Source organism: Leisingera sp. (assembly GCF_982940295.1).
In genome coordinates this window covers 110,145-123,722 of the sequence record NZ_CEYXRG010000004.1, presented here as the reverse complement: position 1 = coordinate 123,722, position 13,578 = coordinate 110,145, and the positions used below count along the sequence as shown (strand labels likewise).

General features: G+C 65.2%; 15 protein-coding genes. 10 read left to right on the top strand and 5 right to left on the bottom strand.

The window, feature by feature from the left end:
* Positions 1–39: 39 nt before the first annotated feature.
* The 7 genes from AC4HIX_RS05405 to AC4HIX_RS05375 all read left to right on the top strand — a co-directional run bounded on the left by AC4HIX_RS05405 (position 40) and on the right by AC4HIX_RS05375 (position 7,197).
* Positions 40–711, top strand: coding sequence for a DUF2161 domain-containing phosphodiesterase (locus AC4HIX_RS05405; RefSeq protein WP_490398191.1), 672 nt, complete (start codon positions 40–42; stop codon positions 709–711).
* Between the two features lie 175 nt (positions 712–886).
* Complete coding sequence (locus AC4HIX_RS05400) at positions 887–1,888, top strand: isopenicillin N synthase family dioxygenase (RefSeq protein ID WP_490398190.1); 1,002 nt, start codon at positions 887–889, stop codon at positions 1,886–1,888.
* Positions 1,889–2,079: 191 nt separating this feature from the next.
* Positions 2,080–2,367, top strand: coding sequence for a co-chaperone GroES (locus AC4HIX_RS05395; RefSeq protein WP_366659158.1), 288 nt, complete (start codon positions 2,080–2,082; stop codon positions 2,365–2,367).
* A gap of 63 nt (positions 2,368–2,430) precedes the next feature.
* A complete protein-coding gene (gene groL, locus AC4HIX_RS05390; RefSeq protein WP_490398189.1) occupies positions 2,431–4,080 on the top strand; it encodes a chaperonin GroEL in 1,650 nt (549 codons plus the stop codon).
* 280 nt (positions 4,081–4,360) lie between these two features.
* On the top strand, positions 4,361–5,230 hold the full coding sequence (locus AC4HIX_RS05385) for a DMT family transporter (RefSeq protein WP_490398188.1): 870 nt from the start codon (positions 4,361–4,363) through the stop codon (positions 5,228–5,230).
* A gap of 45 nt (positions 5,231–5,275) precedes the next feature.
* Positions 5,276–6,052: an alpha/beta fold hydrolase gene (locus AC4HIX_RS05380; RefSeq protein ID WP_490398187.1), complete on the top strand. Its 777-nt coding sequence runs from the start codon at positions 5,276–5,278 to the stop codon at positions 6,050–6,052.
* Positions 6,049–7,197 carry an alpha-D-ribose 1-methylphosphonate 5-triphosphate diphosphatase gene (locus tag AC4HIX_RS05375; RefSeq protein ID WP_490398186.1) on the top strand — a complete coding sequence of 383 codons (1,149 nt, stop codon included), beginning with the start codon at positions 6,049–6,051 and terminating at the stop codon, positions 7,195–7,197. The genes AC4HIX_RS05380 and AC4HIX_RS05375 overlap by 4 nt, the downstream gene beginning before the upstream one ends.
* A 176-nt stretch (positions 7,198–7,373) precedes the next feature.
* Here AC4HIX_RS05375 and AC4HIX_RS05370 read toward each other — a convergent pair whose 3' ends face one another.
* From AC4HIX_RS05370 to AC4HIX_RS05350, 5 genes are all read right to left on the bottom strand, one after another.
* The gene (locus AC4HIX_RS05370; RefSeq protein WP_490398185.1) at positions 7,374–8,450 is read right to left on the bottom strand and encodes a 5-(carboxyamino)imidazole ribonucleotide synthase; all 1,077 of its coding nucleotides are present in this window, start codon (positions 8,448–8,450) and stop codon (positions 7,374–7,376) included.
* The gene (gene purE, locus AC4HIX_RS05365) at positions 8,443–8,931 is read right to left on the bottom strand and encodes a 5-(carboxyamino)imidazole ribonucleotide mutase (protein ID WP_475050649.1); all 489 of its coding nucleotides are present in this window, start codon (positions 8,929–8,931) and stop codon (positions 8,443–8,445) included. Before purE ends, AC4HIX_RS05370 begins: the two co-directional genes overlap by 8 nt.
* A gap of 247 nt (positions 8,932–9,178) precedes the next feature.
* Entirely contained in the window at positions 9,179–9,670 is a 492-nt protein-coding gene (locus AC4HIX_RS05360) for a 2TM domain-containing protein (RefSeq protein ID WP_490398184.1), read from the bottom strand.
* Between the two features lie 221 nt (positions 9,671–9,891).
* Complete coding sequence (locus AC4HIX_RS05355) at positions 9,892–11,175, bottom strand: uracil-xanthine permease family protein (protein WP_490398183.1); 1,284 nt, start codon at positions 11,173–11,175, stop codon at positions 9,892–9,894.
* Between the two features lie 342 nt (positions 11,176–11,517).
* Positions 11,518–11,742: a YdcH family protein gene (locus AC4HIX_RS05350; protein WP_174148795.1), complete on the bottom strand. Its 225-nt coding sequence runs from the start codon at positions 11,740–11,742 to the stop codon at positions 11,518–11,520.
* Between the two features lie 181 nt (positions 11,743–11,923).
* Between AC4HIX_RS05350 and AC4HIX_RS05345 the strand changes: the two genes are divergently transcribed.
* The 3 genes from AC4HIX_RS05345 to AC4HIX_RS05335 all read left to right on the top strand — a co-directional run bounded on the left by AC4HIX_RS05345 (position 11,924) and on the right by AC4HIX_RS05335 (position 13,567).
* Entirely contained in the window at positions 11,924–12,337 is a 414-nt protein-coding gene (locus tag AC4HIX_RS05345; protein ID WP_027244437.1) for an Hsp20 family protein, read from the top strand.
* A 5-nt stretch (positions 12,338–12,342) separates the two neighbouring features.
* Complete coding sequence (locus AC4HIX_RS05340; protein WP_475050655.1) at positions 12,343–12,567, top strand: DUF1150 family protein; 225 nt, start codon at positions 12,343–12,345, stop codon at positions 12,565–12,567.
* A 115-nt stretch (positions 12,568–12,682) separates the two neighbouring features.
* A complete protein-coding gene (locus AC4HIX_RS05335; RefSeq protein WP_490398182.1) occupies positions 12,683–13,567 on the top strand; it encodes a PhzF family phenazine biosynthesis protein in 885 nt (294 codons plus the stop codon).
* The last annotated feature ends 11 nt before the right edge of the window (positions 13,568–13,578 follow it).

The following is a 13,578-nucleotide window of genomic DNA, read 5'->3' as shown; positions in this document are numbered from 1 at the left end:
CGGATTGCCAAGGGCGGCGCTTGATGCCAGTCATGGGGCATGGAACGGGAAGATCAGCTTTATGCGCCGGTGAAGGCGCTGCTGGAGGGGCAGGGCTACGCCGTCAAGGGCGAGGTGGGGGCCGCCGATGTGGTGGCGGTCCGCGGTGCGGAGCCGCCGGTGATTGTCGAGCTGAAGCTGAAGTTTTCGCTGTCGCTGTTTCACCAGGCGGTGGCCCGTCTGGCCATCACCGACCATGTCTATATCGCGGTGCCGCGGCCCAACGGGCGGCAGGCGCGGCGGATGCTGAAGGACAATCTGGCGATGTGCCGGCGGCTGGGTCTGGGGCTGATCACGGTGCTGGCGGACGGCCGGGCGGAGGTGCATTGCGATCCCGGGCCGTATGCGCCGCGCAAGTCCAAGAAGAAACAGTCACGGCTGCTGCGCGAGTTCCAGGCCTTGCGCGGCGACCCCAACGCGGGCGGCGCCACCCGGCACGGCATTGTCACCGCCTACCGCCAGGACGCGCTGGCCTGCGCCGCGCATCTGGCCGGAACCGGCGCCTGCAAGGGCAGCGAGGTCGCCAAGGCCACCGGCGTGGCCCGCGCTACCCAGTTGATGGCCAAGAACCACTATGGCTGGTTCGAACGGGTGGAAACCGGCATTTACCGGCTGACAGCGGCGGGCCGCGAGGGGCTGGTGCATTGGGCGGAAAGCTGGGAGGGGGAGTGAAGCTGTAAGCTTGGCTTTCTCCAATCTAATGTGTGCGGTTGCCTATGCGGCTTATTTCCATCTCAGTTTCCGATGTTCGATTTAATTCAACTCATGTGAGTTGCATTTTTTCCCTGTTGAGCAAGAGCCGGTCTGCGCCGATGACGGGCGCAGCTTTGCACAAGGGGAGAGAGCAATGGCAGATCAGGACATCGACCGGCTTCAGGACCGGCTGCGGGCGCAGCGGGTTTCCTTTGACAAGATCCCGGTGATCGACGTCAGCGCGCTGAACACGGGCGGCAGCCTGTTTGAGGTGGCCAAGGAAATCCGCTGGGCGCTGATCAACGTTGGCTTCTTCTACGTGAAGAACCACGGGGTGCCGGAGGCGGTTGTGAACGGCGCCTTTGATGAGACCCGGGCGTTCTTTGACCTGCCGCTGCAGGACAAGATGGACCTGCATATCTCCAAATCGGGCCTTGCCCTGCGCGGCTATATCGAGATTTTCGGCGAGAACACCGACCCCACGAAGACCAAGGACCTGAAGGAATGTTTCGACATCGGGCCGGAAGGCCTGGCCGGGGATGCGCCGTTCTTCGGCCCCAACCTGTGGCCCGCGGCGCAGCCGGAATTTCAACGCGCGGTCTATGGCTATCATCAGGAGATGAAGGGCCTGGCGCAGCGGCTGATGCGGGCGATTGCGGTCAGCCTGGATCTGGAGGCGGATTTCTTTGTGCCGCGGATGCAGAACCCGATCACCATCCAGCGGCTGCTGCATTACCCGCCGCAGGAGGGCCGGATTGATGAGAGCGTGATGGGGATCGGCGCCCATACGGATTACGGCAGCCTGACCATCCTGGCGCAGGATGATGTGGGCGGTTTGCAGGTGATGAACCGCGACGGCCAATGGGTCGAGGGGCCGCCCGTTGCCGGAACCTTTGTCATCAACATCGGCGATCTGATTCAGCGGCTGACCAATGATCTGTATCTGGCCAACCTGCACCGGGTGGTGAATGCTTCGGGCCGGGAACGCTATTCTATCCCGTTTTTCATTGATGCGGATGCTGACGCGGTGTTCCAGCCGCTGGCCAGCTGCGTCAGTGCGGAAAACCCGGCGCGCTATGAACCGGTCACCTGCGGCGCGCACAAGTTCGGCCGCTTTAAGGACAGCTTTCCGCACCTGAAAGACAAGGCCGCATAAGGCCGCGAAAAAGGCGGAACAGAGGGCGCTCCGGCGCCCTCATTTTTTTGCTGATTCCATGTTGACAACATGCGGGGGCATTCCTAGCTTCCCCGTCGTTAGCACTCACCCCGTGTGAGTGATAACGGCCCCGCCGGGGAGGCGGAGGTCCAACAGATAACAACCTTTGAGCCTTTCAAGGAGCTGCAAAGATGGCATTGAAACCGCTTCATGACCGCGTGCTGGTGCGCCGCACCGAAAGCGAAGAAAAAACCGCAGGCGGCCTGATCATCCCCGATTCCGCCAAGGAAAAGCCGAGCGAAGGCGTTGTGGTTGCATGCGGCGCAGGCGCCCGCAAGGACAGCGGCGAGCTGATCGAGATGGCCGTGTCCGCTGGCGACCGCATCATGTTCGGCAAGTGGTCCGGCACCGAAGTGACCGTCGACGGCGAAGAGCTGCTGATGATGAAGGAAAGCGACATCATGGGCATCATCGAGTAAGCCGTCCGGCTTCTCTGATCCCTGATCGCTGAAACCCACAGAATTTCTCTAGGAGAGTGAAAAATGGCTGCTAAGGACGTCAAATTCGACACCGATGCCCGCAACCGCATGCTGAAAGGCGTCAACATTCTGGCCGACGCCGTGAAAGTGACCCTGGGCCCGAAAGGCCGCAACGTGGTTCTGGACAAATCCTTCGGCGCACCGCGCATCACCAAGGACGGTGTGTCCGTGGCGAAGGAAATCGAACTGGAAGACAAGTTCGAGAACATGGGCGCCCAGATGGTGAAGGAAGTTGCTTCCCGCACCAACGATGAAGCCGGCGACGGCACCACCACCGCAACCGTTCTGGCCCAGGCGATCGTCAAAGAAGGCCTGAAGCAGGTTGCAGCCGGCCTGAACCCGATGGACCTGAAGCGCGGCATCGACCTGGCAACCGCCAAAGTCGTGCAGGGCATCAAGGACATGGCCCGCGAAGTGAAAGACTCCGACGAAGTTGCGCAGGTTGGCACCATCTCCGCCAACGGCGAAGCTGAAATCGGCCGCCAGATCGCTGACGCGATGCAGAAAGTCGGCAACGAAGGCGTCATCACCGTAGAAGAGAACAAAGGCATGGAAACCGAGACCGACGTGGTCGAGGGCATGCAGTTCGACCGCGGCTACCTGTCGCCCTACTTCGTCACCAACCCCGACAAGATGGTCGCGGATCTGGAAGACTGCATGATCCTGCTGCACGAGAAGAAACTGTCTTCGCTGCAGCCGATGGTTCCGCTGCTGGAGCAGGTGATCCAGTCGCAGAAGCCGCTGCTGATCATCGCTGAGGACGTCGAAGGCGAAGCGCTGGCAACCCTGGTTGTCAACAAGCTGCGCGGCGGCCTGAAAATCGCAGCCGTCAAGGCACCGGGCTTCGGCGACCGCCGCAAGGCCATGCTGCAGGACATCGCGATCCTGACCGGCGGCCAGGTGATCTCCGAAGATCTGGGCATGAAGCTCGAGTCCGTGACCATGGACATGCTGGGCACCGCCAAGAAAGTCACCATCACCAAAGACGAAACCACCATCGTCGACGGCGCTGGCGAGAAGGCCGAGATCGAAGCACGTGTTGCCCAGATCCGCACCCAGATCGAGGAAACCACCTCTGACTACGACCGCGAGAAGCTGCAGGAACGCGTTGCCAAACTGGCAGGCGGTGTTGCCGTGATCCGCGTCGGCGGCATGACCGAAGTGGAAGTGAAAGAGCGCAAGGACCGTGTGGACGACGCTCTGAACGCGACCCGCGCAGCCGTGCAGGAAGGCGTGATCGTCGGCGGCGGTGTTGCCCTGGTGCAGGCCGGCAAAGGCCTGGAAGGCCTGGAAGGCGCCAACGCCGACCAGAACGCAGGCATCAACATCGTCCGCAAGGCCATCGAAGCGCCGCTGCGCCAGATCGCCGAGAACGCAGGCGTTGACGGTGCCGTGGTTGCAGGCAAGATCCGCGAATCCGCGGACAGCGCATTCGGCTACAACGCGCAGACCGGTGAATATGGCGACATGTTCTCCTTCGGCGTGATCGACCCGGCCAAAGTGACCCGCACCGCGCTGGAAGACGCGTCCTCGGTTGCTGGCCTGCTGATCACCACCGAAGCCATGGTTGCCGACAAGCCCGCCAAGGAAGGCGCGGCAGCCGGCGGCATGCCCGACATGGGCGGCATGGGCGGCATGGGCGGCATGATGTAAGCATCAGCCATCCATCCGGATGACTTCGGGGCTGCCTTCGGGCGGCCCCTTTCCGTTTCGGAGGGTGCAGAAGGCCCGCGGTGCGGGCCTGCCTCCGGCGGGAGTATTTGGGCAAAGGTGAATGCGGGAGGGCGCACGCTGCAGGGGCCGGATTTCCCGGTTGAGAACGCGGCACGCGAACGCTTGCCCGGCGGATGACGAGGCATTTCCGGCCCCGTTGCTGCCCATTGGCAGTAAGAAACCTCTGGTCCTGCGGTTTCCCGCGCGCTACCCCTTGAAAATGCGCCTGTTTCTTCTCGTCTCCCTGACCATGATTGCCTTTGCCGCGAACTCCATCCTCAGCCGGCTGGCCATCGGGGGCGGGTATATGGATGCTGGCAGCTTTGGTCTGCTGCGGCTGGCCTCCGGCGCGGCGATGCTGGTCGTTCTGTGCCTGGCGCAGGGGCAGGCGGTGCGGCAGGACCTGCGGGCGAGCCTGGGGGGCGGGGCGGCGCTGACGCTTTATATGGCCGGGTTTTCGCTTGCCTATCAGCAGCTTGATGCGGGCCTTGGCGCGCTGGTGCTGTTCGGGGTGGTGCAGGTGTCTATGTTCCTGTGGGGCGCACTGCGGGGCAATCCGGTCAGCGGCGGCCAGGTGGCGGGCGCGGTTCTGGCCTTTCTGGGGCTGGCTTATGTGGTCTGGCCCGATGGCTCCGGCACGGCGCCCCTTGGCGCGTCGCTGCTGATGGCGGCGGCGGGGCTGGGCTGGGGGATCTACAGCATCCTGGGCCGCGGGGCGGTGCAGCCGCTGGCAGCAACGGCGGTGAATTTCCTGTGGTCCACGGCGATGTTTCTGCCCGTTGCCCTGTGGCTGGGCGGCAGCACCGTCAGCCTTTACGGCGCGGTGCTGGCGGTTGTGTCGGGGGCGGTGACCTCTGGCATGGGCTATGCGCTGTGGTACCGGCTGCTGCCGCAGATCCTGCCTGCGGTGGCCGCAACGGTGCAGCTGAGCGTGCCGGTGATTGCAATTGTTGCAGGGGCCGTTCTGTTGGGGGAAGCAATTGGCCTGCGGCTGGTTTTCGGCTCCGTTGCGGTGCTGGGCGGCATCGCGCTGGTGGTGCGGCGGGCGCCCGCGCGCAAGGCGCGGGCAGCCGAACAGGCCGCCAAGTAGCCGCAAGGTCTTCCCTGTGCCGCCGCTTGCGCTTATCTGGGCGTCATGCGTGAGTTTACCAAACCTTTGCTTGCCGCGGCTGCGGCGCTGCTGCCGCTGCCTGCGGCGGCCGACTGCGTGATCCTGCTGCATGGGCTGGCGCGCTCCGAGACGTCTTTTGCGGTGATGGAGGAGGTGCTGCAGTCGCGCGGGTATGATGTGGTGCGGCCCGGCTATGCCTCGACAGAGGAGACCATTCAGGTGCTGGCAGAGGAAACCCTGCCGGAGGCTTTTGCAGCCTGCGGTGCGCAGCAAACCCATGTGGTCAGCCACTCGATGGGGGGTATCCTGCTGCGCTACTGGCTGCAGGGCAACAGTCCTGCAAACCTGGGCCGGGTGGTGATGATGGGGCCGCCCAACCAGGGCAGCGAGCTGGTGGATGAGCTGGGGGACTGGGAGGTGTTCGGTCTGTTGAACGGCCCCGCCGGCCTGCAGCTGGGCACCGGGGCGGAGAGCCTGCCCAGGCGCCTGCCGCCGGTGGCTTTCGAGCTGGGGGTGATTGCCGGGAATGAGACGCTGAACCCGGTGTTTTCCTCGCTGATCCCGGGGGCGGATGACGGCAAGGTTTCGGTCGAGAGCACCAAGGTTGACGGAATGGCCGCGCATCTGACCCTGCCGGTGACCCATACCTACATGATGAACAACCCGCAGGTGATGGCGCAGACGCTGCATTTCCTGGAGGAAGGGCGGTTTGAGCCTTCGCTCACCTGGCTGGCGGCGGTGGAAGAGATTATCAGCGAGGCCTGCCAGCTGAACGGCGGCTGTGAAGAGGCGGAAGAATGACGTTGGAACTGACGCTGCAGGGCGGTGATGTGCTGCGCCCCGGCGGGCTGCAGCGCGGCGGTGAGATTGCGATCGCGGGCGGGCTGGTGGCGGATGCGCCCGCCGGGCGAGCCGTGGATTTGTCCGGCTATCTGGTGCTGCCGGGGATCGTGGACGCGCATGGCGACGGGTTCGAGCGCCATCTGGCACCACGCCGCGGGGCAATGAAGCAGATGGCCGAGGGCGTGGTGGCCGCCGAGGCGGAGCTGGCCGCCAACGGCATCACCACTGCGGTGCTGGCGCAGTTCTACTCCTGGGAAGGCGGCCTGCGCGGGCCGGAGTTTGCGGCGCAGGTGTTCGAGGGCATCAAAGCGGTGCGCGGGTCGCTCGTGACCGATCTGCTGCCGCAGCTGCGGTTCGAGATCCACATGCTGGAGGACTGCGCCGGTCTCGCGGCAAAGGTGGCCGAATGGCAGGTGCCCTATGTGGTGTTCAACGACCACCTGCCGCATGAGCGGCTGGCGCAAGGCAAGAAGCCGCCGCGGCTGACCGGTCAGGCGCTGAAGGCGGGGCGAAATCCGGAAGTGCACTGGCAGATGCTGAAGGACATGCACGCGCGCCGGGATGAGGTGCCGGGCAGGCTGGATGCGCTGTGCCGCGAACTGGCGGCGCTGGATGTGCGCCTTGGCAGCCATGACGACCAGACCGCTGAGGACCGTGCCGTCTGGCGCGCGCGCGGGGCGCGGATTGCCGAGTTTCCCGAGACACTTGAGGCGGCAGAGGCCGCACGGTGCGCGGGGGATCCGGTGATCCTGGGTTCGCCCAACGTGGTGCGGGGCGGCTCGCACAAGGGCAATGCCTCGGCTGTGGAGCTGATCGCCATGGGGCTGTGCGATGCGCTGGCCTCTGACTACCACTATCCCAGTCCGCGCCGCGCGGCCTTGATGCTGGAACGCTCGGGCCTGCTGGATCTGGAGAGAGCCTGGCGGCTGGTCTCACACGGGCCTGCGCAGCTGTTGGGGCTGACCGACCGCGGGACATTGGAGACCGGCAAGCGCGCCGACATTCTGGTGCTGGACAAGCAGACCCAGCGGGTCGCCGCGACGATTGCCGGCGGGCGGGTCAGCTATATGTCGGGGGAGGTTGCGGGCCGTTTCATAGCCTGAGGGGGGGGAGCGCCGCGCATCAGGCCGGATGGCCCTCTTTGCGGCGCGTGAAACCGGCGGGGCCGCTTTCACAGGCGTTTCTATTACCGGCCGCCTGCTTCATCTGGCTGAAAATATCCCGGGGTTTGGGGCAGAGCCCCAAGTTGGGAAGGGATTGGGGCTAGAACCCCAACCCGTCAGCCTTGCGGCTTCTGCACCCGGTTCACATGGCCCATCTTGCGGCCCGGCTTGGCTTCCGCCTTGCCATAAAGGTGGATGGCGCAATCGGCTTCCTTGGCCAGTTCGGGCAAGCGCTCCACGTCGTCGCCGATCAGGTTTTCCATCACCACGTCGGAGTGGCGCTGGCCGTCGCCGAGCGGCCAGCCGGCCACCGCGCGGATGTGCTGTTCGAACTGGTCGACGGTGCAGCCGTTCTGGGTCCAGTGGCCGGAGTTGTGGACGCGCGGGGCGATCTCGTTGACGATCAGGCCCTGCGGCGTGACGAAGAGTTCGACGCCGAGGACGCCGACATATTCCAGCGCGTTCAGGATCTTGCCGGCCATCAGCACCGCGTCCATGCGCTGTCCGGTGGTCAGCTTGGCGGGCACGGTGGTGGTGTGCAGGATGCCGTCGCGGTGAACGTTCTCGCCTGGGTCGAAACAGGCGATCTCACCCGTCGTGCCGCGGGCCGCGATCACCGAGACCTCGTGGGTGAAATTGACGAAGCCTTCGAGGATCGAGGGCGCGCCGGCCATGGCGGCGAGCGCTTCGCCGGCGTCCTCAGCCGCCTTGATGCGGGCCTGGCCCTTGCCGTCATAACCGAAGCGGCGGGTTTTCAGGATCGACGGCGCGCCGATCTCTGCCAGGGCGGCGTCGAGGCTGGCCTGGTCAGTGATGTCGGCGAAGGGGGCTGTTTGCAGGCCGAGGTCCTGCAGGAAGGTCTTTTCCGTCAGCCGGTCCTGGCTGATCCGCAGCGCCTCGCGGCCCGGGCGGATCGGTTTTTGCGATTCCAGGAGATCCAGCGCGGAGGTCGGGATGTTCTCGAACTCATAGGTGATGACGTCGACGGAGGCTGCAAAGGCGGCGAGCGCCTCTGCGTCCTCGTAGCCCGCGGTGGTCACACGGTCGGCGACATGGCCTGCGGGCGGGTTGGCGCCCGGTTCAAAGATATGGGTCTTGAAGCCGAGGCGGGAGGCCGCAACCGAGAGCATCCGGCCGAGCTGGCCGCCGCCGAGGATGCCGATGGTGGAACCGGGTGCGAGCACGTCAGTCATCGGAGGGTTCCTCGGGGATGGAGGCGGAGAGGGCGTCGCGCCAATCGTCGAGGCGCTGGGCGAGGTCCGCGTCCTGCAGCGCCAGGATGCCCGCGGCCATCAGGCCCGCGTTGGCGGCGCCGGCGGCGCCGATCGCCATGGTGGCGACGGGGAAGCCCTTGGGCATTTGGACGATGGAATAAAGCGAGTCGACACCGGAGAGGGCGCGGGTCTGGACCGGCACGCCGACCACCGGCACGCGGGTCTTGGAGGCCACCATGCCGGGCAGGTGGGCCGCACCGCCGGCGCCTGCAATGATCACCTGCAGGCCGCGGTCCGCTGCGGATTTTCCGTAGCTCCACAGCCGGTCCGGGGTGCGGTGCGCAGAGACGATCTTGGCCTCGTATTCAACGCCCAGTTCATCGAGGATATTGGCGGCTTCTTTCATGGTGGGCCAGTCGGATTGGCTGCCCATGATGATGCCCACTTTGATGTCGGCCATGGCTGGTGGCTCCTGTCGCGGCTTGTGGAGCGCGCACTATAGGGAAACCTGGGTTTTACGCAATGCGGGTTGGATGGGAATGCGGGTGGATTTGCCCTGTTTTCCGGGGGCTGGCGCTATGCCGCAGGGGGGGCTCCCGCCCGCGCGGGGATGCAGCGGAGCTGCACCGCCCCCGCGGTTGGGCGTGGCGCCGCGCGGGAGCGCGGCGCGGGCGCCTCTTATGGCCGGCAGAAGGGCTGGCCGGGCGCTATCCCCGGTTGCGGCGGGACTTCAGGCGCCGTGCGATTTGGCGGTCTTCCCAATCCTGGCCAAATAGGCCGATCACTTCGAAGACGCTGAACCCGTGTATCGCGAGGCCGATGCCCCAGCCGAGAGCGGGCCAGATAACCCAGAAGTGCCCGGGGCTGGTCAGCAGATTCAGGATCAGCAGCGCGGCTATTACCACGGCGTATTGGATGGCATGAGTGTAGAAGGCCCGGATGTCGCGCGCATACCGCATGGCGTCCTGTTCCTCTTCACTCGGTTCCGGCGCGGCTGCTGCTGGGGTGGTCTGCATGTCCTGTTCCCTTCGAAGGCTGGAGAATTCCGTTTCCAGAACAGCGGCAATGCATTTCAGGGTTTCCGGGCTTGCCTTGGCGCCGCGTTCGATCCGCTGCAGCGTGCGGGTGCTGATCCCGGCCATGCCGGCGAGCTGCTCTTGCGACAAGCCATTTTCGAGGCGTAGCTTTCTGACAATCACTTTGAGCAATCCTGCTGTTCACATGCGGACGGTCTAACCGGGCCGGGAAATTTGGCCACGACAGGACCCTGACACGCACCCGACAATTGAGTGCACGCAACGGTTTTATCGTCATTTCCGGGGAGGGGCCACAGGTTGGGCCGCGGCTTTGCGGCCATCGCCGCCGGGCGGCGAGGCCGCGGAGGGCTGCGCCCGCCGGATTAGGCGGGCGCAGCGTAGGATCAGTCCCGCTGTTTCGGCAGGATCAGGTTCAGCAGCAGGCCCGCAACGCCGGAGAGGCCGATGCCTGCCAGGGTGAAGCCTTCGCCGAATTGCAGTGTCAGGCCGCCGAGGCCGATGATCAGAACGGTGGAGATGATCACCATGTTGCGGGCCTCGGTCAGCGCCTCGCCCAGTTTGGCCAGAACCGACAGGCCGACCACGGTGACCATGCCGAAGAGCAGGATCATGATACCGCCCATCACCGGCATAGGGATGGTGGACAGAGCGCCCGAGAGCTTGCCGACAAAGGACAGCGCGATCGCGAACAGCGCCGCCCAGGTCATGATCGCCGGGTTGAAGGCGCGGGTGAGGGTCACGGCGCCGGTCACCTCGGAGTAGGTGGTGTTGGGCGGGCCGCCCAACAGGCCCGCGGCGGCGGTGGCAAGGCCGTCGCCCAGCATGGTGTTCTGGATACCGGGCTTCTCCATGTAGTCGCGCTTGGTCACGTTGGAGATCGCCAGGATGTCGCCGAAATGCTCAATCGCGGGGGCGATGGCGACCGGCAGGATGAACAGGATGGCGGCGAGGTTGAATTCGGGCGCGACAAAGCTGGGGACCTTGAACCAGGGGGCGTCCGCGACGGCGGCGGTGCTGACCAGGGTTTCGCCGGTCACAGCGCCGAGGATCAGGGCGGCGATGTAGCCTGCGGCGACACCGGCCAGGATCGGCACTATGCGCATGATGCCGCGGCCGAGGATGGCGGTCAGCATCGTGGTGCCGAGCGAGATGGCGGCGAGCAGCAGCGCGGTGTTGCGCGGCATAACCTGGGTGTCGCCTGCCAGGCCGGTGGCCATGTTGACCGCAACCGGCGCCAGCGACAGGCCGATCACCATGATCACGGGGCCGACCACCACCGGCGGCAGCAGCCGGTGCAGGAAGCCGGAGCCAAAGGCGCGGATGGCGAAGCTGAGCGCCACATAAAGCAGGCCCGCCGCAGCGAGGCCGCCGGTGGTGGCGGCCATGCCCCAGGTCTGCACGCTGTAGATGATCGGCGCGATGAAGGCGAAAGACGAAGCCAGGAACACCGGCACCTGGCCGCGGGTCACGATCTGGAAGATCAGCGTGCCAAGCCCCGCAGTGAACAGCGCCACGCTGGGGTCGAGGCCGGTCAGCAGCGGCACCAGCACCAGCGCGCCAAAGGCGACAAACAGCATCTGGGCGCCGATCAGCGCCTGTTTCGGTGTGAAGTTGTAATCAGCAGCCTGCGTCTCAGGCGCCGGGATCTGTTCCCTCGCAGCGGTCATTGTCTCGCTCGTTTTTTGTTCAGAGGCTTGTTTCCGAAGGCTTCGCGGTGAAACCGCCGGAGACAATCGGGCTGCTCCTAGCGGGTTCATGGCTGTTTGACCATCCGTTAAGGCGGATAATCCGGGCCGGAATGCCAGCCGGCAGCGGGGCAGGCGGGCGGGACCGCAGCGCGCCTACAGGCGCGCTGCCGTGCCCAACGCCAGGCTGGGCAGCCCGGCTGCACCGCCAGGGGGCGGGAGAGCTTGGCTTTTGGAAAAAATGCTGCGTTCTGCAGCGGGATCCCGGGCGGCTTCGGCTCCGGGCAACAGGCACTGTGCGCGGCCGGTCCGGCCGGCGCGGCGTCAGGCGATAATGTCCGGGGTCAGCCGGTCTTCGATCAAGGCGATCTTGTCCTTGAGGATGAGCTTTTGTTTCTTCAGACGGCGGATGGTCAGCTGGTCGGCGGTGCCGCGCTCTTCCAGCGCGGAAATCGCTTCGTCCAGATCGCGGTGCTGCCTGCGGAAAACCTCCAGCTCAACCTTGAGGACCTCATCCGTCTTCATCGACACATCTGTGGGTGCATTCATGGGCGACTCTGCAAAGCTGATGAATGAAGTGAGGCTGAAGATACTTCGTTAACGGCTTTTCCGCTAGACCTATGAGCACATGCTCTTGTGAAACCAGCAGGAACTTCCCATATTCTTTCGCAGGCGGCTGCCGTGTGAGGGGCCGTAAGCATCCGTCGCTTTGGCATAAAGGACGATTAAAGTGTCGAAACTTACCTTGGGCTCCTACCCGCATATGCTGGGGTTCGAGCAGCTGGAACGCCTCCTCGAACGCTCGGCAAAATCGGGCAACGAGGGCTATCCGCCGTATAATATCGAACAGACTTCCGATTTTTCCTACCGCATCACCCTGGCCGTGGCCGGTTTCGCCGAGGAGGACCTCGCGATCACCGTCGAGGACCGGCAGCTGGTGATCCGCGGCCGCCAGCGCGACGACAGCGAAGGGCGGGTATTCCTGCACCGCGGCATCGCGGCGCGCCAGTTCCAGCGCATGTTCGTGCTGGCCGATGGCGTCGAAGTGGGCGAGGCGGTGATGGAAAACGGGCTGCTGCATGTGGATCTGACCCGCTCGCGGCCGGAAACCGTTGTCCAGACGATCAACATCAAGAAGGGGTAAGAGCTATGCATACACCGTTTGACTTCAAACAAGGCGCTGACCGGACCGTCTATGTGAAGGCGGTCGCGGTGGCAGATCTTCCCGCGGACGTGCAGCAGAACGCGGGCGGCCGCGAGCAGCTTTATGCGGTGCACGATGCCGAGGGCGGCCAGCTGGCGCTGGTGGCGGACCGCAGCCTGGCCTTTGTGCTGGCGCGTCAGAACGACATGACGCCGGTGCCCGTGCACTAAGTCCAGCGGGCGTCCAAGTGTAAGGCCAGCGGATTGACTTCCGGTGACAGGCTTTCAAGATGCGAAAGGCGGGCAGGGGCCCGCCTTTTTGATTTTCTGAAACCGGGGGGCGGCAATGGCACGCTATGACTTCGACTGGGTGGATGCGTTTTCTGCCCATGCTTTCGGCGGCAACGGCTGTGCAGTGGTGCATGGCGGCGCGGATCTGCCGGAGGCGGTCTGCACGGCTTACGTGCGGGAGACCTCGCTGGTGGAATGCACATTCACCGGCCCCTCGGAGGTGGCGGATGTGAAGGTGCGCTATTTCCTGGCCAGCCGCGAGATCCCCTTTGCCGGCCACCCGACCGTTGCCACGGTGGCGGCGATGCGGGACCGCGGGCTGATTGAGGGTGACAGCATCACGCTGGAAACCGGGGCGGGGATCGTGCCGGTCAGGCTGGACGGCGGTCTGATCGAAATGACGCAAGTGGCGCCGGAGTTCGGCCCCTTTGCCGATCCCGGGCTGGTGGCAGAGGCGGTGAGCCTGCCGGTTGAGGCGATCGTGGGGCAGCCGCAGAAGGTCTCCACCGGGCTGCCGTTCTGCGTCACCGTGCTGCGCGACCGGGCGGCGCTGCAGGCAGCAAAGCTGAATCTGGAGGCGCTGGCGGCCTTGGGCCAATCGCTGGGCGCTGATGGCATCGACATAATGGAGCCGTTCCTGGTGACGCTGGAGGGGGCGACGGAGGCGGGCGACACATTCTCGCGCCTGCTGATGGCGCCGCCCAGCCCGCCGGAGGATCCGTTCACCGGGTCCGCCACCGGGGCGATGGCGTCTTATCTGTGGCATCACGGCCTGATGGAGAAGACGGAATTCACGGCGGAGCAGGGTCACGGCCTGGGCCGCCCCGGCCAGGCGCGGGTGGTCCGCGTTGGCAGTGCGGAGGCGATTGAGGGCGTGCGCGTTGCGGGTGAAGGTTTTGTGCTGATGCGCGGCACGGTGGACCTGCCAGCGGCCTTGTGAGCGCAGGCGGC

What these genes read in the sequence shown, in the direction of transcription:
- AC4HIX_RS05350 (WP_174148795.1), bottom strand. Translation starts at nt 11,742, where the DNA reads ATGAATGCACCCACAGATGTGTCGATGAAGACGGATGAGGTCCTCAAG.
- AC4HIX_RS05340 (WP_475050655.1), top strand. Translation starts at nt 12,343, where the DNA reads ATGCATACACCGTTTGACTTCAAACAAGGCGCTGACCGGACCGTCTAT.
- AC4HIX_RS05400 (WP_490398190.1), top strand. Translation starts at nt 887, where the DNA reads ATGGCAGATCAGGACATCGACCGGCTTCAGGACCGGCTGCGGGCGCAG.
- AC4HIX_RS05385 (WP_490398188.1), top strand. Translation starts at nt 4,361, where the DNA reads ATGCGCCTGTTTCTTCTCGTCTCCCTGACCATGATTGCCTTTGCCGCG.
- groL (WP_490398189.1), top strand. Translation starts at nt 2,431, where the DNA reads ATGGCTGCTAAGGACGTCAAATTCGACACCGATGCCCGCAACCGCATG.
- AC4HIX_RS05405 (WP_490398191.1), top strand. Translation starts at nt 40, where the DNA reads ATGGAACGGGAAGATCAGCTTTATGCGCCGGTGAAGGCGCTGCTGGAG.
- purE (WP_475050649.1), bottom strand. Translation starts at nt 8,931, where the DNA reads ATGGCCGACATCAAAGTGGGCATCATCATGGGCAGCCAATCCGACTGG.
- AC4HIX_RS05370 (WP_490398185.1), bottom strand. Translation starts at nt 8,450, where the DNA reads ATGACTGACGTGCTCGCACCCGGTTCCACCATCGGCATCCTCGGCGGC.
- AC4HIX_RS05380 (WP_490398187.1), top strand. Translation starts at nt 5,276, where the DNA reads ATGCGTGAGTTTACCAAACCTTTGCTTGCCGCGGCTGCGGCGCTGCTG.
- AC4HIX_RS05395 (WP_366659158.1), top strand. Translation starts at nt 2,080, where the DNA reads ATGGCATTGAAACCGCTTCATGACCGCGTGCTGGTGCGCCGCACCGAA.
- AC4HIX_RS05375 (WP_490398186.1), top strand. Translation starts at nt 6,049, where the DNA reads ATGACGTTGGAACTGACGCTGCAGGGCGGTGATGTGCTGCGCCCCGGC.
- AC4HIX_RS05335 (WP_490398182.1), top strand. Translation starts at nt 12,683, where the DNA reads ATGGCACGCTATGACTTCGACTGGGTGGATGCGTTTTCTGCCCATGCT.
- AC4HIX_RS05355 (WP_490398183.1), bottom strand. Translation starts at nt 11,175, where the DNA reads ATGACCGCTGCGAGGGAACAGATCCCGGCGCCTGAGACGCAGGCTGCT.